Genomic DNA, 19,254 nt, shown 5'->3' with positions numbered 1-19,254 from the left:
GGACTCGACGCAGGGCCCTGGTACACCCTGGCGTCACCGTCCCGTCACGGGCGGAAGGTACCCCAGCCGTCGTCCTCGGCCCGGGAGCGGTTGAAGTACGGCACCCGGTCGGTGACGGCGTTCGGCAGCCGGTCGCCGACCTTGTCCGCGACGGCGCCGGCGGCCTTCCCGGCGACCGCGCCGGCCTGCTGCCTGGCTCGGTCGGCGGCGCCCTGCACCGTGGGGTTCTGGGCGATCTGCCGGGTGACCTTCGTGATCTGGTCGTAGCGCCGGCGCCCGGCCCGGGAGCCCAGGACGTAGCCGGCCGCGAACCCCGCGGCCAACGACAGCTTCCACATGATCGGATCCACCCTCTCCTGGCGGCCTTCTGCCGCATTGCCCTACCCGTCCGTCGGGACGGCGAACCGTCCGTGCCCCCCAGCATCCCCGGGGGCCGTGCCGGGCGCGCGCCGGGCACGCCGGGTGGGAGGCCGCGCGGGAGCCCCGGGAGCGGTCCGGCGAAAGCGATTGGCGGACCACCCCCCCGAGTGCGCTAATGTATGTCCCGCAGCGAGCGCCGAGGAGCCCGGGGAACCGGGGGCCGAGGCGGAAGCCGATCCCCCATAGCTCAATTGGCAGAGCAGCCGACTGTTAATCGGCAGGTTATTGGTTCGAGTCCAATTGGGGGAGCTCGGGAGAGGTCTTGCAAGAGCCCTCCTCCCGTCCGTGGTACGGCAGTTCGGTACCGCGATCCCGCATAGCTCAATTGGCAGAGCAGCCGGCTGTTAACCGGCAGGTTTTTGGTTCGAGTCCAAATGCGGGAGCTTCATCGGGTCCGCCCGGTGACTGCTCAGAGCGAAGGCCCCTCGGATGACCGGGGGGCCTTCGTGTTGCCTTCGTCACCTCGCGACGGCCGGGCGGCTCGGGCGGCCGCCTCCGGAGCCCGGACGGCCGCCTCCCGGGTCCGGGTGGCCGCCGCCCGGGTTCAGGCGGTCGCCTCCCGGTAGAGCGCGGAGACCCGCCGGTCGAAGGTGACGCTGTAGGAGGTGCCGGCCGTCTCGCCGCCCTCCTGGTAGCCACCGATCACGCCCACGACCGCGCCGCTGTCCGTCACCCACGGGCTGCCGCTGGTGCCGTCGGTGTAGCCGTCGCAGTCGAAGCGCTCCTGGGTCGGGCTCTGCGAGCGGGTCCTGGCCGCGCAGGTGATCGGCTCGTCGCGCTCGTTCGGGTAGCCGGTCACCGAGACGGCGAGCCCGAAGCCCTGGCCGGTGGCGATCGGGTTGCCGCCGACGGCGTCCTCGACCTGCTTGCCGCCGACCGTGCCCACGGTGACGAAGGCCACGTCGTACTCGGGGTCGTCGTCGTCCGCCCAGCGCGGGTCGACGGTGATCGACTTCACCGGCCAACTGCCGTACGGGATGAAGCCGTTGCGGTAGCCGGGGGTGAACACCAGGCCGTCCAGCAGGCCGATCCGGCGGTTCTGCACGCAGTGCGCGGCGGTGACCAGCAGGTTGTGCCTGGGGCTGCGGACGACGCTCGCCGTGCAGGCCCGGGGGCCCTGCGCGGTGCGGACCGAGAGGGTGCCGATCCGGTCGCGGGTGCTGCTCTGCTGCGCGACCTCGGCGGCGGGCGCCTGGTCCTGCTCGCCCCCGTCGCACGCGGTTCCGGCGGCGAGCAGCAGGGCCGCCAGCGCGACCGTCCGTGCGGCGCGCGGGGGCCGTGCCGGGCGGGGGGCCATCGGGGCTCCGTCTCGTTCCTCGGGGCGGGCACCGGGTCCGTGCGTTCCGCCGTTCGAGAGGAAGATCTATCAGGCCGTGCCCGGCGGCGCCACCGCCGCCCCTCCGGTCAGCCGGTGGCCCGGTCGTAGAGCGCCTGGACGCGGTCGCCGAAGTAGCTGCTGTACGAGGTGTCCGGGCTGTCGCCGCCCTGCTGGTAGCCGCCGATCACGCCGACCACGGTGCCGGTCCTGGTGCTCGGGTCGAAGTCGGTCACCCAGGGGCTGCCGCTGGTGCCGCCGGTGTAGTCGGGGCAGTCGATCCGCAGCTGGGTGGAGCTCTGCTCGGTGGTGTTGTTGGCGCAGGTGATCGGGACGTCGCTGGTGCCGGGGTAGCCGGTGATCCGCACGGGCAGCTGGTAGCCGAGGCCGACGCCCAGCTTGTTGGCGCCGAGCACCTGCTGCACCTGCTGCCCGTTCTGGGCCTGGACGACGGCGAAGGCGACGTCCACGTCCGGGTCGGCGTGGTCCTTCCAGTCGTCGTCGACGGTGACGGCGATCAGCGGCCAGACGCCGCTGGGGGTGTCGCCGTTACGGTAGCCGGGGACGAAGACGAGGTCGCTGCGCTGGCCGAGTTGGGGGTCCCAGACGCAGTGCGCGGCGGTGACGATGAGGTTGAGCCCGGCGCTGTCGACGACGCTGGCGGTGCAGAAGTGGTCGCCGTCCGCGTTGCGGGTGAAGACGGCGCCGACCAGGCCGTTGAGCACGGTGGGCCTGGCGGTGCGGGTGACTCCGGTGTGCCTGGAGACGGCGCCCCTGAGCCGTTGTCGGTTCCAGCCGTGGCCGCCGCCGGAGGCCGAGGCGGATCCGGAGGGACGGGCGGAGCGGGTGGCCGGAGCCGAGCTGACCGTCGGCGCGCCCCCGCCGGGCCCGGCGGAGGTGGTGCAGCCCGCCGCGGCCAGCAGCACCGCGAGCGCCCCGGCCGCGGCTCCCGTCCCACGTGTCGTCATCCGTCCAGGCTGCCCGTGCGGCCGTCCGGGCGCCACCCGAACTGCGCAATCAGGACAGGCGCACGCCTGTGCGCACCCGTGCGCGCCCCCGGCGCGCACCACGGGTGATCGACCGGCTATGCTGCGCGGGACGTCCTTTCGGGGCCGTCTGCTGCTGCCGTGGTCGACGACCGGCGCACGCGGCGAACCGGGGCGGTAGCTCAGCCGGTTAGAGCAGGGGACTCATAATCCCTTGGTCGTGGGTTCGAGTCCCACCCGCCCCACCTCGAACAGCCGTCAGGGCATGAGTAAAAATGACGCCCTGACCTGGCGAAACGTGCAGGACTTCGATCGGAACTGTAGAGCATGAGGCGCCCCGCCGGTCTGGCGCCGCGCCGAGATTCACCCGCCAGTGGACATGACGAGGGGTTCGCCCCCGGGCTGTCGGCAGCGTCCCGACCGAGTGGTGCCGTCCGTCCACCGAGCGCGGCCAGGCCGCGTCGTTGCCCGCCTGCGGAGGGGTCGTGATGGGTGGGCGCGATCAGGACCGTCTTGAGTTTCCGTCAGGGAAGTCGACTGGCTCCAGGCCCGGGTGTGGACTCTCAAGTGAACCTCGAATCCGTGGAATTCCTTTATCAATGAGCGCCATCCTGAAATCTGGCAGTATGTCTGGTTCTTCGATCCGAGAGAGCTTCCGACCAGCGGATCTCAGTCGGGCGAGGGTGGTTCGGCTATTGCCCGAAAGTCGCCCGTCGGTCATAGATTCAAGCGGAATCTTTACGTCCGAACCGGCAGTCCGGAGTTCCTCCCGCAGGGGCGGGGGTTGCCCATCCGGCGCGTGATAGGGTCCTGAATTCATGACCCGGCGCATACCAGGCCGGGTCGGCTTGGGGGGAATCCAGGTGGCCCGGTTTCGTCGGGTCGCCATCGGCAATTCGGGCGCGCCGGCGAGGGACGCATGCGTGAAGGTGTGCAGTCGCCAACCTGTGCCAGGGGCTGTCGGCGCGACTTCTGCTTTCTTCACACACCATGCCCGGACTCACCGGACCATCGGTTCTGAGGATTCCGGGTCTTCTGACCGGGGGGATGAGAAGAATCGTGTACTTTCGCGTTCTCGGAGCACTTGCAGTGGAGACGGACGGCGGGACGCCGCGCACTCCGCAGGCGTTGAAGCTCCGGGCCCTGCTGGCGCTGTTGTGCCTGAACGACGGCCGCCCACTGTCCGCGCCGCAGCTCATCGACGCCCTCTGGTCGGGGACGCCGCCGCGCACCGCGTCCACCGCCCTGCAGGTGTACGTCTCCCGGCTCCGCAAGCATCTGGCGGGTGCGGGCTTCGACGTGTCCGGGCTGCTGACCAGGCCGCCCGGCTACATGATGGAACTCGCCCCGCTCACCCTGGACCTGCACAGCTTCGAATCGCTGTGCCTGCGTGCCGGGGAGCTGCGGGCGGTGGGCCGGCTGGAGGAGGCCTCGCTGCTGCTCTCCCAGGCACTCGGGTTGTGGACCGGCCCGGCGCTGGCGGACCTGTCCACGGTTCCGGCATTGCAGAGCCTGGGCCACCAGCTGGACGAGAAGCGGTCGGCCGCGCTGGAGGAGCGGGCCGAGACGGAACTGCTCCTGGGACGGCACAAGCCGCTGGTCGGCGAGCTCTACGGGTTGATCGACGAACAGCCGATGCGGGAGACCTTCCACGGTCTTCTCATGCTCGCGCTGTACCGCAGCGGCCGACCGGCCGAAGCCCTCATGATCTACAACCGCATCCGGCGCGTCCTCATCGACGAGATCGGCATCGAACCGGGGCCCAGGCTGAGGCAGTTGCAGCAGTCGGTCCTGGCACGGGACGCCGGCCTCGAAGAGCACACACTCGCCCATCTCGCCTGCTGAACGGGCTGACCGCATCCCTACGGCTCGTCCGGCCCCGCGACGCGCTCCGCTCGCGGGGCCGGACGAGCCGTACCGGCTCCCGCCCCGGCGAGCCCCTGCCGCAGCGGCTTGCGGCCCCACTGGGGCCGGCCGAGGGTGATGAAGGCCTCCGCCCGCATCGCCGCGAGCCCGATCCGCGGCAGATCGCGGGTGTGCGGGAAGACCAGGAAGCGCGGCACCCACTCCGGCTGGAACTTCGCGTTGAACTTGTACAGCGACTCGATCTGGAACCAGCGCGAGAGCAGTACGAGCAGCCCCCGCCAGGCCCGCAACACCGGTCCCGCGCCGAGCCGTTCTCCCCGGGCCAGGGCTGAGCGGAACATCGCGAAGTTGAGCGAGACCCGGCGTATCCCGAGTGCGGGCGCCGCCTGGAGAACGGCGACGATCAGCAGCTCGTTGAGGCCGGGGTCGGCGGCGCGGTCCCGGCGCATCAGTTCCAGCGAGATTCCCTCGGGGCCCCAGGGTACGAAGTGCAGCACGGCGGCGAGGTCGTCGGCCTCCGGCTTCCCGCCCGCCTCGCCCGATCCGACGTCCGGGGAGTGGTGTGCGGTGACCACCACGCAGCCGGTGTCCTCCACGTCGCCGAAGCGGCCGAGGGCGGTGGAGAAACCTCGCTCGATGTCGGTGCCGCGCCAGCGGGCCGCTGCGGCCGCGATCCGCGCCCGCTCCGCGTCGTCGAGATCGCGGACCCGGCGGACCTTGCAGGAGTAGCCGTTGCGCTCGACGCGTTTGACCATCTGGCGCACATTGCGCATGACCCGCCCGCTCAGTGAGAAGTCGGCCGTGTGCACGACCGCTTCATCACCCAACTCCAGGGCGTCCAGTCCCGCTTCGCGCGTCCACACCTCGCCGCCGGTCTCGCCGCACCCGATCACGGCGGGCACCCAGGCGTGCCGCCTGGCCTCGTCCATGAACGCTTTGATCGCTCCGGGCCAGGCCTCGACGTCGCCGATGGGGTCGCCGGAGGCGAGCATCACACCGGACTCGACGCGGTAGGCGATGGCGGCCTTGCCGGTCGGCGAGAACAGCACGCTCTTGTCACGCCGCAGCGCGAAGTACCCCAGCGAGTCGCGCGCCCCGTGCCGTTCGAGCAGCTCACGTACCCGGGCCTCGTCGTCCGCGGAGAGCTCCGCCAGCGGTTTCTCGGGCCGCAGGAACAGGTAGGAGGTGGTCAGCAGGGTGATCAGACCGAGCGCGCCGAGTGAGTAGCCGACCAGGTCCGCGACCCGATCCGAGGTGTAGCGCACCGGCCCCTCGACTCCGACGAGTCCGTACGCGGTGTGCCGCAGCCGCTCCTCCAGTGAGGGCGAGCCGGCCTCGTAGTCCGGGTGCACATTGGTGATCAGCAGCCCCAGCACGAGGGAGACGCCGCCCACCGCGATGAAGCTCAGCAGCGTTCGCCAACGGGTACGCGGGTCGGACAGCGCGTAGAACTCCCGCCGGTACAGCAGCATCACCAGGAGCAGCGCGAACGACACCGCACCGGTGGCGGTGGTGTGCCACCGCAGGAGGTGCAGCAGCCCGCCCACCGGGAGCAGCACGACCACCGCCCGCCAGGCCCGCCGCTTGCGGCGGCGCAGCGCGTGCGCCAGCAGCACGAGCAGTACGCCGACCATCAGCGAGCCGACCGCGGTCACCGTGGTGGTGCCACCGGGCAGTTGACCGGCCAGCAGGCGCACCCGACTGTGGCGGAAGCCGGGGAAGACGGCGGACGCGAGGTCGATCAGCCCGATCAGCAGGCAGGCGTACGCGGCGAGGGTGGGGACACGCGGCCGGGGCGCCGGGGTGGCCAGGTCGCGAAGGGTGTGCGCTGCCGGGCGACGACTCGTAGCCGGACCCGGGCGGGGAGGCGCTGGATTGTTCATAGAGCGCGAATCTAAAGCCGGATCAGAGGATTTCAGTCATCCTGAAGAATGAGATTCGGCGGGATTAAGGGGCGCTTTAGCGGAGTGAAATGCAAGTGGTGTGCATGTGGAGGTTTAGCGCCCGCGTCTAGCATTCTTCTCGCAGTGGAGTCAGGCGGAGCCGGGTTGTCCGGTCGGGATCGCGACGATGCGCTTTTCTTCCCGTTGCTTCCCGAATTTTCCGCGCGTCCTCCACATTCCGTCCTTGTATTCGGCGGGAATCCGCCGGCCGGTGCGCACCATGAGGAGTGTGAGAGAAGTGTCAGGGTCAGGATCCGGCGACATGCGCCTTCCCGTGTCAACGGCCCAGCGTGAGATGTGGCTGGCCGAACAGGTCGATCCGACCGCTCCACAGCAGCGCATCGGTGAATACCTGGAACTCCAGGGCGCCATCGACCGGCGAGTCTTCGAAAAGGCGGTGCGGCAGGCCGTCGCGGAGGCCGTCCCGATGCACGCCCTGTTCGTCGAGGAGGACGGTGAGCCCCGGCAGTGCGTGACCCCCTTCTCCGACTGGGAGTTCCCGGTCCTCGACGTCTGTGGCGAACCGGACCCCGCGGCCGCCGCGCGGGCCTGGATGCGGGCCGACCTGTCCCGCCGGATGGACCTTTCCCGAGGGCCGCTCTTCTCCTACGCGCTGTTCAGCCTGGGGCCGGATCGCAGCTTCTGGTACCTCAGCGCCCACCACGCGGTCGCGGACGGGCACACGGGCGCGCTGATCGCCCAACGGGTGTCCGAGCTCTACGCCGCCATGATCGCGGGACTCCCCCTGCCGGCCAGCCGGTACGGGGCCATCCGGGAGATGCTGGCGGACGACGCGGACTACCAGGCCTCCGGCCGGGGTGCGGCGGACCGGGCGTACTGGACGGCCCGGTTCGCGGACGGACCGGAAGTCGCCACCCTCGCCTCCCAACCGCCGGGCGGGCCCGCCGCGCAGGGACAGGCCAGTCACACCGGCAGCCTCTCCGTAGCCGAGACCGAGCAGCTCAAGGCCGCCGCCCGCTCGGCCCGCACCCACTGGTCCGTGCTGGTGATCGCGGCCGCGGCCGCCCAGGTCCACCGGCTCTCCGGCGCACAGGACGTCATCCTGAGTCTGCCGATGGCCGCCCGCACCGACGCCGCGGCGCGCACCACGCCGGGGATGTACTCCAACGTCCTGCCCCTGCGCGTCACGGTCCGCCCGGATCTCACGTTGCACGAGCTCGTCCGTGAAGTCGCCGGTGGATTCCGGGAGATGATCCGGCATCAGCGTCACCGGGGTGAGCGCCTGGGGCGTGACCTCGGCCTGCCGGACACGGGGCGCTACCGGACCGGTCCCATGGTCAACATCATGGCCTTCGACTACGACCTGCACTTCGCCGGTCGGCCCGCCACCGCCCACCACCTGACCCAGGGGATCGTCGAGGACCTGTCGTTCACGGCCTTCGACCGCGCGGACGGCCTGGGGCTGCGCATCGACCTGGTCGCCAACTCGGCCCGCTACGAAGCCGACGAGCTGGCCGCGCACCACGCGCGCTTCCTGCGCTTCCTGCGCGCCTTCAGCACGGACCGGGACACGCGGGTCGGCTCCGTCGATCTGCTCACCGAGGGCGAGCGGATCCGGTTGCTCACCGAGCTCGGCGGCCCCGAGCGCAAGTACCCGGAAGCCGGCCTCCCGGAGCTGTTCGCCCGGCAGGCCGAGGACACCCCGCACCTGCCGGCCGTGGTCTCGGCGGAGACCACGCTGACCTACCGGGAGCTGGATACCGCCTCGAACCGGCTCGCCCGGCTCCTCATCTCGCGGGGTGTCGGGCCCGAGCGGATCGTCGCCATCGCGTTGCCCCGCTCGGCCCTTCTCGCCGTTGCCGTCCTCGCCGTCCTCAAAGCGGGCGGCTGCTATCTCCCCGTTGATCCCGAATATCCCGCCGAGAGGCTGTCGTTCATGCTGAGCGACACCGTGCCCGCCGTCGTGCTGACGACTGTGGACACGGCCCGGCGGCTGCCGCACACGGACGCCCCCCGGTTGATCCTCGACGAGTCCGGCACCCTGGGCGAGCTGGATCAGTTGGCCGGCACGGAGATCGACGACGAGCAGCGGCTGGGCCGGCTCGACCCGGCACATCCCGTGTACGTCATCTACACCTCGGGCACCACCGGCCGGCCCAAGGGCGTGGTGATGTCCGGGCGGGCGATGGTCAACCTCCTGTCGTGGCACGACGAGGCCTTCCCCTCGGCCGCCGGGGCCAGGGTCGCCCAGTTCACCGCGCTCAGTTTCGACGTGTCCGTGCAGGAGATCCTGTCCGCGGTGCTGTTCGGCAAGACCCTGGTAGTGCCGACCGACGAGGTCCGGTGCGATCCCAAGCTGCTCGCCGCCTGGCTTGACGCGGAGTGCGTGAACGAGCTCTTCGCCCCCAACCTCGTCCTGGAGGCCCTGTGCGAGGCGGCCCTCGACCAGGGGTGGACCATCCCGTCGCTGCGGGTCCTGGCGCAGGGCGGTGAGGCGCTCACCCCGAGCCGCCAGGTACGCGAATTCGTGCGGGGCCGCGCCGGGCGTCGGCTGCACAATCACTACGGCCCGAGCGAGACCCACCTGGTGACGGCCCACACCCTGGCGGCGGACGTCGACGCGTGGCCGCCCGCCGCCCCGATCGGCCGGCCGATCCCCAACATCAGGGCGTACGTCCTGGACGCCGGTCTGCGCCTGGCCCCGGAGGGGGTGCGCGGAGAGCTGTACCTCGCCGGGGCCGGGGTGGCCCGGGGCTACCTGAACCGTCCCGGACTCACCGCCGTACGGTTCGTCGCCGACCCGTACGGGCCGCCGGGAAGCCGGATGTACCGGACCGGGGACGTGGTCCGCTGGCTGCCCGACGGGCAGCTGGAGTACCACGGCCGGTCCGACGACCAGATCAAGATCCGTGGATTCCGGATCGAGCCCGGCGAGATCAGGTCGGCCCTCGCCGCCTGCCCCGGTATCGTCCACGCCGAGGTGGTGGCCCGCGAGGTCAGGCCCGGGGACCGGCGGCTCGTCGGATACGTCGTACCGCAGACGCGGGGGTGCGACACGGCCGCGGTACGCGAGTTCGTCCGGGCGAGGTTGCCGGCCCACCTGGTGCCCTCGGCCGTCGTCGAGCTGGCGGAGCTTCCGCTCACGCCGAACGGAAAGCTGGACCGCCGGGCGCTGCCCGAGCCCCGGCTCACCGGCGGCGCCCCGGCCCGCGAACCGGCCACCGAGCAGGAGCGGGTCCTGTGTGGCCTCTTCGCCCAGGTACTGGAGTTGCCCGCGGTCGGTGTCGACGAGAACTTCTTCGACCTCGGCGGGCACTCCCTCCTTGCCGCCCGCCTCGTCGCGCGGATCAGGGCCGCGCTCGGCACGCCGCTGGAAGTGCACGCGCTGTTCGAGTCCCCGAGCCCGGCCGGGCTCGCCCGGCGGATCGCAGACCCTTCGTCCGGCGCTGCGCCGCAGTCCCTGTTGCCGTTGCGCGCGGAGGGCTCCCGGCCTCCGCTGTTCTGCGTCCACCCGGCTGCCGGAATGGGCTGGCCGTACGCGGGACTCCTGCCGCACCTCGGCTCCGACCAGCCCGTGTACGCGCTCCAGGCGCGGCGCGGGCCCGGGGAAACGCCGGGCTTCCCGGCCACCGTCGAGGACATGGCCGCCGACTACGTGGCACAGATCCGTGCGGTGCGCCCCGAGGGCCCCTACCGGATACTCGGCTGGTCCTTCGGCGGTCTGGTGGCCCACGCCATGGCCACCCTCCTGGAGCGCGAGGGCAAGGTGGTCGACCTGCTCGTGATGGTGGACTCCTATCCCGTGGACGACCGGCTCCGGGCCGACATGCCCAGGTTCAGCGAGGACGAGTTCGGCCGCTCCCTGCTCCAGTCGGTCGGTGACGACGATTTCCTCCTCGGGGACGACCGGGCCCGGGCCGCGCTCCGCGACGTCTACCGCAACGACCTCGACCTGATGGCCGGGTTCAGGCCCGGCAGGTTCCACGGCGGATTGCTGTTCTTCCGGGCCGCGGAGTCCGACCCCGGCGACCCGTACGAACCGGGCCGCAGCACCGCGGCGGTCTGGGCGGGCCACATCGGCGGCGCGGTCGAATCCCACGACGTGCCGGCCACCCACCACCGCATGATGCGGCCGTCGGCCCTGGCGGAGATCGGGCCGGTCCTCGCCGCGCGGCTGCGGTCCGCGGACGCGTAACGGCCCCGCCCCGAGGCGACGGCCCCACCAACCCCGGCGCACCCGCGCCCCGAGGACCAGGAGGTCCACCGCATGACAACCACTCCGACCCACCCCGAGCACACGGGCGTCGACGCCGCGCTGGCGGAGGTACGGTCACTGGCCCGCCGTGGCATCGAGGGCCGGACGGACCATCACGGTCCCCGGCTCCTGCGCAGGCTGTTGGAGGGCCGGCAGGGCGGCCCGTACGAGCACTTCGAGGTACGTCCGTCGGGACCGCTGATCGGCGCCGAGATCCACGGCATCGACCTGCGCACCCCGCTGAGCGACGAGGCGTTCGGCGAGCTGGACCGGGCCCTGCTCGAATGGAAGGTGCTGTTCTTCCGCGATCAGGACCTCACCGCCGAGCAGCAGCGGGCCTTCGCGTGCCGATGGGGCGCGATCGAGGGGCACCCGTTCCTGCCGGCGGGTACCGGAGAGGACGTCGTGCGACTGGAGAAGGGCAAGCAGAACCCCGGCTTCGAGAACGTCTGGCACTACGACTTCCCGTGGATCGAGCGCCCCCCGCTCGGCGCCGTCCTGCGCATGGTGGAACTGCCCGAAGGGGGCGGCGGAGACACCCTGTTCACGGATGCGGCCGCCGCGTACGACAACCTCCCGGACGAGGTGAAGGCGCGCATCGACGGGCTGAAGACGGTCAACGACTTCACCCCGTCGGCCAACTACCGTGAGCTGATGACCGACGAGCAGCGGGCGCACTTCCAGGGGGTCTACCCGCCGGTGGAACACCCGCTGGTGCGCACCCACCCGAAGACCGGGCGCAAGACACTGTTCCTGACGTCGATCTTCACCACCCACATCGCGGGCCTGCCGGCGGACGAGAGCGAGGAGCTGCTGGCCCACCTCTTCCGCCAGCTGGAGTACCCCGAATACCAGGTGCGCTTCCGCTGGGAGGCGAAGTCCATCGCCTTCTGGGACAACCGGGCCGTGCAGCACTACGCCACCTCGGACTACCACCCGAACCGCCGGGTCGTGGACCGGACCGCGATCGCCGGCGACCGGCCGTTCTGACCTGAGCACTCGGTCTGGCACGCCCCGCACCCGCCACTCACGTCATACGGAGGAACACCCATGCGTCTCAGCGAAGAACAGATCGCCCGATACCACGAGGACGGATTCCTCCTCGTGGAGTCCGTGCTGGACGACCGGGAGGTGGAACGGCTTCGAGCCGCGTTCCAGCGCGACTGCCGCGTTCACGGTCCGCAGGTGATCAGGGAGGAGTCCCGGGACGAGGTGCGCGCGGTGTACGCCTCGCACCACCGGCAGCCCGAGTACGCCGGGCTGATCCGGGACCCCCGGATGCTCGTGCCGGTGCGGCAGCTGCTCACGGACGACGTGTACGTGTACCAGCTCAAGATCAACGCCAAGCCGGCGTTCGGCGGCGAGAAGTGGTCCTGGCACCAGGACTACGTCGCCTGGCGCCTCGCCGACCGGCTGCCCGCCCCGCTCCAGGTCAACGTCGGTGTCTTCCTCGACGCCGTCGACGAGTTCAACGGCCCCGTGATCTTCGTGTCCGGATCGCACCGCTACGGCCCGGTGCGCGGCAGCCGCACGGCCGAGGCCAAGTCCGCCCAGCACCTGGACCCGGAGGACATCGCGCTGACTCCCGACCAGCTCTCCACCCTGGTCGCCGAGCGCGGCATGGTCAGCCCCAAGGGCCCGGCCGGCTCCCTCGTCTTCTTCTCGCCCGAGATCGTGCACGGCTCCGCACCCAACATGTCGCCCTTCCCACGCCGACTGCTCATCGCCACCTACAACGACACCGCCAACCTGCCGAGCTGGACCGGTGAGCCGCGCCCCGACTACGTCGTGTGCCGGGACACCGGGCCCCTGCGCATCCTCGACGCCCCCTTCCTCGACGCCCTCGAAGGGGTGTCGGCGTGATGCGCGGGAAGGCCGTCGTCCTGGAGGAGCTCGGCCGGCCGCTCGCGCTGCGGGAGTACGAGGTCCCGCCCGCCCCGGTCGGGGGGATGCTCGTCGCCTGCCGCCACGGCGGTATCTGCGGCACCGACCTCCATCTCCAGCAGGGCCATCTGCCGATCCCCACCCCGCTGGTCCTCGGCCACGAAGGCCTCGGCACCGTCCACGAGCTCGGTCCGGGCGCCCCCGGACACGATGCCACGGGAACCGCACTGCAAACCGGCGACACCGTGATGTGGGCGTCCTCGATCGCCTGCGGCTCCTGCGTCCCGTGCCGGCTGCACCGTGAGCCGACCCTGTGCGAGAACCGCCGCACCTACGGGGTCAACCGCTCCACCACCGACGGTCCCGAGCTCTCGGGCGCCTGGGCCGAGTTCATCGTGCTGCAGGCCGGCACCACCGTCGTGAAGCTGGACGACGGCATCGACCCGCTCGCCGCCATGTCCCTGGCCTGCGCGGGGCCGACCGTGGTGCACGCCCTCCTCGAGCGCAGGCCGGTGCGCCTCGGCGAGACGGTCGTGGTCCAGGGCAGTGGTCCGGTGGGCCTCGCGGCCGCCGCGTTCGCCCGGCTTGCCGGGGCTGCCAAGGTCATTCTGGTGGGCGGTCCCGACAGCCGACTGGCCCTCGCTGCCGCCGCCGGCATCGGCGACGTGCACCTCGACATCACCGCGCCCGGCGACGCCGAGGCCGTCCTGGACCGGGTCCGCGCGGAAACCGGAGGAACCGGGGCCGACCTCGTGATCGAGTGTGCGGGCGTGCCCGGGGCGGTCGCGCAGGGCCTCACCCTCGCCCGCCGGGGCGGCTCCTACCTGGTCATCGGCCAGTACACGGACGCAGGCGACACCCTGTTCAACCCGCACCAGATCGTGTACCGGCAGCTCGATGTCGTCGGATCCTGGGCGTTCACCGGCGCGCACCTCGTCGAGTACGTACGCCTGCTGCCCGCCCTCACGGCCCGCTTCGACCTGGGCAGCCTGGTGTCGTCCTACCCGCTGCACGACCACGGGACCGCGCTCGCGGCCGTGGCGGACGGTTCGGTGATGAAGGCGGTCCTCACGAACCCGTAGGTGTGTGCGAGGTGGTAAGCGTGCGGAGCCGCCGGACCCCGTCCGGCGGCTCCGCACGCATGTCGGCGGCCGGGCACGCCCTAGTGGGGGGTCGCCGTCGGGACGGCGTCGGCCTTCTCGGCCTCGGTGCCGTCGGACCCCGTACCGCCGTTCTGCTGCCTGGCGTTGATGAGGAGGAAGGCGACGGCCGCGGCCGCGGCGAGGATGCCGACAGCCCACCAGATCGCGGTGGCGTAGCCGTGTACGGCCGCCGCGTTGGCCAGCTTGGCCGGGTCGGCGCCTGAACGGGCCTTCTCGGCGAGCCAGTTGGTGGTGGCACCGGCCGCGATGGTGTTCAGCAGAGCGGTGCCGATGGAGCCGCCGACCTGCTGGGAGGTGCTGACCATGGCGGAGGCCACGCCGGCGTCCTGCGGCTGCACGCTGCGGGTGGCCAGGCTCATGGCGGGCATGAACGCCGTGCCCATGCCGAGGCCGAGGAGCACCTGTGCGGGCAGAATCAGGCCGACGTACGAACTGTCGACCTTGATCTGGGTGAGCAGCGCGATGCCGAGGGCCGAGGTCAGGAAGCCCGGACCCATCAGGAGCCGGGGCGGCAGGCGGGTCATCAGCCGGGTGCCGATCTGCGTCGACCCGGTCACCATGCCGACGATCATGGGCAGGAAGGCGAATCCGGTGCGGACCGGCGTGTAGCCCTTCACGACCTGCAGGTAGTAGGTCAGGAACAGGAAGAGCCCGAACATGCCGATGACGGCCAGCCCCAGGGAGAGGTAGATGCCGCCCCGGTTGCGTTCGGTCACCACCCGCAGCGGCAGCAGGGGGGCCGGGGCCTTGCTCTCGACCAGGACGAACACGCCGAGCAGGACCACCGAGGTGATGAAGAGCGCGACGGTGACGGGGGCGGTCCAGCCGTCGGACTCGGCACGGGTGAACCCGTACACCAGCGACAGCAGGCCGGTGGTGGCGAGAATGACACCGGGGAGGTCCAGCCGGGCGCTGTTGCGGGCGCCCGCCGGCTCGCGCACGACGGTGACGGCGCCGAACACGGCCGCGATGGCGAACGGGATGTTGACGAACAGCGCCCAGCGCCAGTTCAGGTACTCGGTCAGCGCACCGCCCATGATCAGGCCGACGGCCCCGCCGGCACCGGAGATCGCGCCGTAGATCCCGAATGCCTTTGCCCGCTCCTTGGGTTCGGTGAAGGTGACCGCGAGCAGCGAGAGCGCGGCCGGGGCGAGCAGTGCGCCGAACACGCCCTGCAGGGCGCGGGCGGCGAGCAGCATCCCGGGGCTGACCGCGAGGCCGCCCAGCGCGGATGCGCCCGCGAAGCCGAGCAGGCCGACGATGAACGCGCGTCTGCGGCCGGTGAGGTCGGCGATGCGGCCACCGAAGAGCAGTAGGCTGCCGAACGCCAGCGAGTAGGCGGTGATCACCCATTGCCGGTTGCTGTCGGAGATGCCGAGGTCGTGCTGGGCCGAGGGCAGGGCGATGTTCACGATGGTCGTGTCGAGCACGACCATCAACTGGGCGATGCCGATGAATAACAGCGCTTTCCAGCGCTGTGGGTCCGACGGGGCGGTTGCGGGCATGACGCCTCTCAGTTGACCGGGCGGCAGGGGTGGGCGGAGCTGCTCAGGGTGCCTGTTCCAGCGAGGGCAGCAGGGTGGGCAGCAGTTCGGCGACTACGTCGACTGCAGCGCGCCACGCTTCATCGCTGCCGGGTCCGCCCGTGGCGGTCCGGGCGAGGATGCCCTCGCGGGAGGCGAGCAGGAACATGGCGAGGCTCTGCGCGTCGACGCTCGTGCCGTTGCGCTCCAGCAGGCGGGCGAGGGCCCCGGTGACGGCCTTGTCGTGTTCGTGGAGTCGTGCGCTGAGCTCCGGGCTGCGGGCCGCATCGAGCCGGAACTCCAGGAAGAGCAGGATCCATCCCCGTTCGTCGGGGTCGACCGCCAGGAGCAGTTCCCCGATCCGTCGGGCCGCCCCCGGAGCCGGATGGTGCAGCAGGCCCTCCAACTGGTCGAGCCGGTGCGCGGAGTGGTGGTCGAACAGTGCGAGGACGAGGTCCTGCTTGCTCTCGAAACTGGAGTAGAAGGCCCCCCGGGTGTACCCGGCCGCCGCGCACACGTCCTCGATGGTGGTCTTCGCGTACCCCCGCGCGACCAGCACCTGCCCGGCGGCGTCGAGCAGCCGGGCGCGGGTGTGAGCACGCCGGCGGGGCGGCCGGCCGGAATCGGTGGAAGCAGTCTTCGATGGAGCCACGCGGGAACGATACATCATGTATTTAATACGCTGCGTATCAAACTGCCGTATCGCCGACCGGAGTTGGCGGCGGGGTCGCCACCCCGGCGGATGCGGCCAAACCCCTGGCGCGGTGCGCAGAAAAAGTGATATCACTTTGACAGCTGGATCGGAAACACTCGCTGGAGGAGCTGGTCTCATGGCCACACCGCGTTCTGCCGTCGACGTCGAAGGCGGCCCCGTCCTCGACCTTCCGGCCCCCAAGATCACCGAGCGGGTCATCACCGGTGCCGCGGGGCTGCCGGTGCTCGGAGGGACGCTGCTCGGTCTGCTCGCGGGGGTCGGGGCGACCATCGCCGGCGGTCTCCAAGTGGCCGGCGGGTCCAAGGCGCTGGGGATCACCCTGCTGACCGTCGGGCCGCTGGCCGTCCTGGGCGCGCTGCTGCTGCTGTGCGGGCTGACCGTGGTCTCGCCCGGCCAGGCGCGGGTGGTCCAGCTGCTCGGCCGCTACCGCGGCACCATCCGCGCCGAGGGCCTGACCTGGCTGAACCCGTTCACCAGCCGCCGCCGGATCTCCACCCGGATCCGCAACCACGAGACCGAGACCAACAAGGTCAACGACGCGGACGGCAACCCGATCGAGATGGCCGCCGTGGTGGTCTGGCAGGTCGAGGACACCGCCAAGGCCGTGTTCGAGGTGGACGACTACAGCGACTTCGTCGCCATCCAGACCGAGACCGCCGTCCGGCACATCGCCAGCAGCTACCCGTACGACGCCCACCGCGAGGGCCAGTTGTCGCTGCGCGACGGCGCGGAGGAGATCAGCCGGATGCTCTCCGCCGAGATCGCGGCCCGGGTCGTCTCGGCCGGGGTGCGGGTCGTCGAGTCCCGGATCACCCGGCTCGCCTACGCGCCCGAGGTCGCCCAGGTGATGCTCCAGCGCCAGCAGGCCGGGGCCGTGGTCGCGGCACGGCGGCTGATCGTCGAGGGCGCCGTCGGTATGGTCGAGGAGGCGCTGGACCGGCTCGCCGAGCGCGACGTCGTCGAACTGGACGAGGAGCGCAAGGCCGCCATGGTGAGCAACCTCCTGGTGGTGCTCTGCGGCGACCGGGGCACCCAGCCCGTCGTGAACACGGGCTCCCTCTACCAGTAAGGCGCGGCGTTGGCGACGGAGCGGAAGAAGATCCTGCTGCGACTGGACCCGGCGGTCCACGACGCACTGGCCCGGTGGGCCGCGGACGAGCTGCGCAGTGCCAACGCGCAGATCGAGTTCCTCCTTCGCCGTGCCCTCAGCGACGCGGGCCGGATGCCCGGCGACGCGGCCCGTCTTCCCCGGCGCGGCCGACCGCCCAAGGAGAACCCGGAGGCCGGCGGTTCCGACGCCGGATGAACGGGCCCATCCACCGTCCATCTGCTTGGAGTCCATCGTGGACCTGCCCATCACCCTGCCGGAGAAGCTCTACCTGCTCGCCTACAACCCCGAGCGCGAGCGGCTCACCGCCACCGCCAGGCTCGACCTGGTGCTGCGGGCCGCCGCGCTCGCCGAACTCCTGCGGCGCGCGCTGATCCGCGACGACGGCCGGCACCCGGCCGCCGTCGACGGAGCGTCGGCCGACGGCCTCGACCCGCTCTCCGCCGCGATGCTGGAGCAGATCCGGCAGGGCCGGCGGCGCACCTGGCAGAGCTGGGTCGGCCGCCGCCAGGGCCCGGCGGCCCGCGCCGCGCGGGTGGTCCGGGACGGGCTGGCGGCGTCCGGGCGGATCCGGCTCGAACAGCGCCGCGCGCTCGGACTGTTCCCGTGCACCCGGGTCGTCCTGCCGGAGCAGCGGCTGCGCAAGTCCCTTGTCGCGTCGGTGAGTTCGGCGCTGAAGGCGCCGCTCAGCCGGGTCGACCCGGCGGACGCCGCGCTGGTTGCGCTGGTCGACGCCGCCCGGCTCGGAGCCGTCCTGACGTGGCGCCAGAGCCGCGAGTTCCGCACCCGGATCGACAAGCTGGCCCCCGCCGCGGGCCCCGTCCCGCGCGCCCTGCGCCGGGCCATCAGCACCCGCAACGCCGACGCCGCGGTGGTCTGACCCAGCCGGTGTGATCCGAACGAGAGGCCCGGTCGCCGACACGGCGGCCGGGCTTCCCGCGTTCCGGGCCCGCGCCCGCGTTCCGGGCCCGCGCCCGCGCCCGTGCCCGTGCCCCATCCACCGATCGGTTGATCCGCCGTCCACCGCGCCCGCCCGCAGCTCTGACCGTCCGGTCGATCCGCGGCCGGGGCCCCGCGCGGGAAGCTCGTCGCAGGCCGGAAGAACCGGCCGGACCAGCGGGGACGAGCGGGAGGGAGCGGCGCGATGGCCGTGATCGAGGTGGCGGGGCTGCGCAAGGCCTACGGGCGGCGCCAGGTGCTGGAGGGGGTCTCCTTCGGCGTGGAGCGCGGCGAGGTGTTCGGCCTGCTGGGGCCGAACGGCGCGGGCAAGACGACCGCCGTGGAGTGCTGCGAGGGCCTGCGCCGGGCCGACGCGGGGACGGTCCGCGTCCTCGGCCTGGACCCGGTGAAGGACGCCCACCGGCTGCGGCCGAGGATCGGCATCCAGCTCCAGCAGGCCCAGCTGCAGGGCGCGCTGCGGGTCGGCGAGGCGCTGGAACTGTACGCCGCGCTCTACCCGAACCCCCGGGACTGGCGCGAGCTGCTCGACGAGTGGGGGCTCGCCGACCAGCGCCGGACCCCCTTCGACAAGCTCTCCGGCGGCCAGCGCCAGCGGCTGCTCATCGCCCTCGCGCTGATCGGCAACCCCGAGGTGGCCTTCCTGGACGAGCTGACCACCGCGCTCGACCCGCAGGGCCGCCGGGACACCTGGGAGCTGGTCCGGCGGATCCGCGACGAGGGCGTGACGGTGGTCCTGGTCTCGCACTTCATGGACGAGGTCGAGGCGCTCTGCGACCGGGCCGCCGTCCTCGACGGCGGACGGATCGTCGCCACCGGCACCCCCGCGGAGCTGATCGCCCGCTCCGGCACCGGCGGCACGCTCGGCTTCCGCCCCAGTGGGCCGCTGGACACCGCCCGGCTGGCGGCCCTGCCGGGGGTCACCGGGGTCGAGGAGCGGGACGGCCGGGTCGAGGTCTCCGGCGTCGGGGACTTCGCCGACGAGGTCACCGGCCTGCTCGCCCGCGAGGGGATCGTCGTCACCGGGCTGCGGATCCGCGAGCACAGCCTGGACGACGCCTACCTCGCCCTGACCCGCCACGACACCTGAGCCGTCACGCCCTCTGAGCCGTCACGCCCCCTGACCCGCCACGACTCCTGAGCCGCCATCACCACGCC

The 19,254-nt window shown here is 71.8% G+C and carries 15 protein-coding genes and 3 tRNA genes; 12 read left to right on the top strand and 6 right to left on the bottom strand.

The genetic code is table 11. The features are described from left to right. Positions 1 to 44: 44 nt before the first annotated feature. Complete coding sequence (locus AC07BF_RS05920) at positions 45 to 350, bottom strand: hypothetical protein (RefSeq protein WP_350878155.1); 306 nt, start codon at positions 348 to 350, stop codon at positions 45 to 47. A gap of 246 nt (positions 351 to 596) precedes the next feature. Between AC07BF_RS05920 and AC07BF_RS05915 the strand changes: the two genes are divergently transcribed. Both AC07BF_RS05915 and AC07BF_RS05910 read left to right on the top strand, forming a co-directional pair. Then, a tRNA-Asn gene (locus AC07BF_RS05915) sits at positions 597 to 669 on the top strand. A 61-nt stretch (positions 670 to 730) separates the two neighbouring features. Then, positions 731 to 803, top strand: a tRNA-Asn gene (locus AC07BF_RS05910). Between the two features lie 161 nt (positions 804 to 964). Here AC07BF_RS05910 and AC07BF_RS05905 read toward each other — a convergent pair. Continuing rightward, complete coding sequence (locus AC07BF_RS05905) at positions 965 to 1,717, bottom strand: trypsin-like serine peptidase (protein WP_363586321.1); 753 nt, start codon at positions 1,715 to 1,717, stop codon at positions 965 to 967. Between the two features lie 107 nt (positions 1,718 to 1,824). Further along, on the bottom strand, positions 1,825 to 2,703 hold the full coding sequence (locus tag AC07BF_RS05900; RefSeq protein WP_400805421.1) for a trypsin-like serine peptidase: 879 nt from the start codon (positions 2,701 to 2,703) through the stop codon (positions 1,825 to 1,827). Between the two features lie 189 nt (positions 2,704 to 2,892). Here AC07BF_RS05900 and AC07BF_RS05895 point away from each other — a divergent pair. After that, positions 2,893 to 2,966: transfer RNA gene (locus AC07BF_RS05895), tRNA-Ile, on the top strand. Positions 2,967 to 3,780: 814 nt separating this feature from the next. Further along, a complete protein-coding gene (locus AC07BF_RS05890) occupies positions 3,781 to 4,566 on the top strand; it encodes an AfsR/SARP family transcriptional regulator (RefSeq protein ID WP_400985171.1) in 786 nt (261 codons plus the stop codon). A 17-nt stretch (positions 4,567 to 4,583) separates the two neighbouring features. On the opposite strand, the gene AC07BF_RS05885 is transcribed toward AC07BF_RS05890, so the two are convergent. After that, positions 4,584 to 6,470: a phosphatidylglycerol lysyltransferase domain-containing protein gene (locus AC07BF_RS05885; RefSeq protein WP_400985173.1), complete on the bottom strand. Its 1,887-nt coding sequence runs from the start codon at positions 6,468 to 6,470 to the stop codon at positions 4,584 to 4,586. Between the two features lie 322 nt (positions 6,471 to 6,792). Here AC07BF_RS05885 and AC07BF_RS05880 point away from each other — a divergent pair, with 322 nt between their 5' ends. From AC07BF_RS05880 to AC07BF_RS05865, 4 genes are all read left to right on the top strand, one after another. Further along, positions 6,793 to 10,686 (top strand): amino acid adenylation domain-containing protein, encoded by a 3,894-nt coding sequence (locus AC07BF_RS05880; RefSeq protein ID WP_478333020.1) that lies wholly within the window; start codon positions 6,793 to 6,795, stop codon positions 10,684 to 10,686. Between the two features lie 72 nt (positions 10,687 to 10,758). Continuing rightward, positions 10,759 to 11,736, top strand: coding sequence for a TauD/TfdA dioxygenase family protein (locus AC07BF_RS05875; RefSeq protein ID WP_363586315.1), 978 nt, complete (start codon positions 10,759 to 10,761; stop codon positions 11,734 to 11,736). A 60-nt stretch (positions 11,737 to 11,796) separates the two neighbouring features. Continuing rightward, complete coding sequence (locus AC07BF_RS05870) at positions 11,797 to 12,609, top strand: phytanoyl-CoA dioxygenase family protein (protein ID WP_363586314.1); 813 nt, start codon at positions 11,797 to 11,799, stop codon at positions 12,607 to 12,609. Next, entirely contained in the window at positions 12,609 to 13,712 is a 1,104-nt protein-coding gene (locus tag AC07BF_RS05865) for a zinc-binding dehydrogenase (protein ID WP_363586313.1), read from the top strand. Before AC07BF_RS05870 ends, AC07BF_RS05865 begins: the two co-directional genes overlap by 1 nt. 80 nt (positions 13,713 to 13,792) lie before the next feature. Here AC07BF_RS05865 and AC07BF_RS05860 read toward each other — a convergent pair whose 3' ends face one another. Both AC07BF_RS05860 and AC07BF_RS05855 read right to left on the bottom strand, forming a co-directional pair. After that, a complete protein-coding gene (locus tag AC07BF_RS05860) occupies positions 13,793 to 15,298 on the bottom strand; it encodes an MFS transporter (RefSeq protein ID WP_478333019.1) in 1,506 nt (501 codons plus the stop codon). Positions 15,299 to 15,341: 43 nt separating this feature from the next. Then, positions 15,342 to 15,968: a TetR/AcrR family transcriptional regulator gene (locus AC07BF_RS05855; protein ID WP_363586311.1), complete on the bottom strand. Its 627-nt coding sequence runs from the start codon at positions 15,966 to 15,968 to the stop codon at positions 15,342 to 15,344. A 178-nt stretch (positions 15,969 to 16,146) separates the two neighbouring features. On the opposite strand from AC07BF_RS05855, the gene AC07BF_RS05850 reads away from it, so the two are divergent. From AC07BF_RS05850 to AC07BF_RS05835, 4 genes are all read left to right on the top strand, one after another. Further along, entirely contained in the window at positions 16,147 to 17,100 is a 954-nt protein-coding gene (locus AC07BF_RS05850) for an SPFH domain-containing protein (RefSeq protein ID WP_363586310.1), read from the top strand. A 9-nt stretch (positions 17,101 to 17,109) separates the two neighbouring features. After that, the gene (locus tag AC07BF_RS05845; RefSeq protein ID WP_363586309.1) at positions 17,110 to 17,337 is read left to right on the top strand and encodes a type II toxin-antitoxin system antitoxin; all 228 of its coding nucleotides are present in this window, start codon (positions 17,110 to 17,112) and stop codon (positions 17,335 to 17,337) included. 37 nt (positions 17,338 to 17,374) lie between these two features. Continuing rightward, entirely contained in the window at positions 17,375 to 18,019 is a 645-nt protein-coding gene (locus AC07BF_RS05840) for a GPP34 family phosphoprotein (protein WP_478316216.1), read from the top strand. 264 nt (positions 18,020 to 18,283) lie between these two features. Next, positions 18,284 to 19,186, top strand: a complete 903-nt coding sequence (locus AC07BF_RS05835) for an ABC transporter ATP-binding protein (protein WP_363586307.1) — start codon at positions 18,284 to 18,286, stop codon at positions 19,184 to 19,186. Positions 19,187 to 19,254 lie beyond the last annotated feature (68 nt).

It is taken from the genome of Kitasatospora sp. NPDC043950 (genome assembly GCF_056435345.1).
The sequence above is the reverse complement of the archived record's forward strand: the minus strand, read 5'-3'. Positions and strand labels throughout refer to the sequence as shown.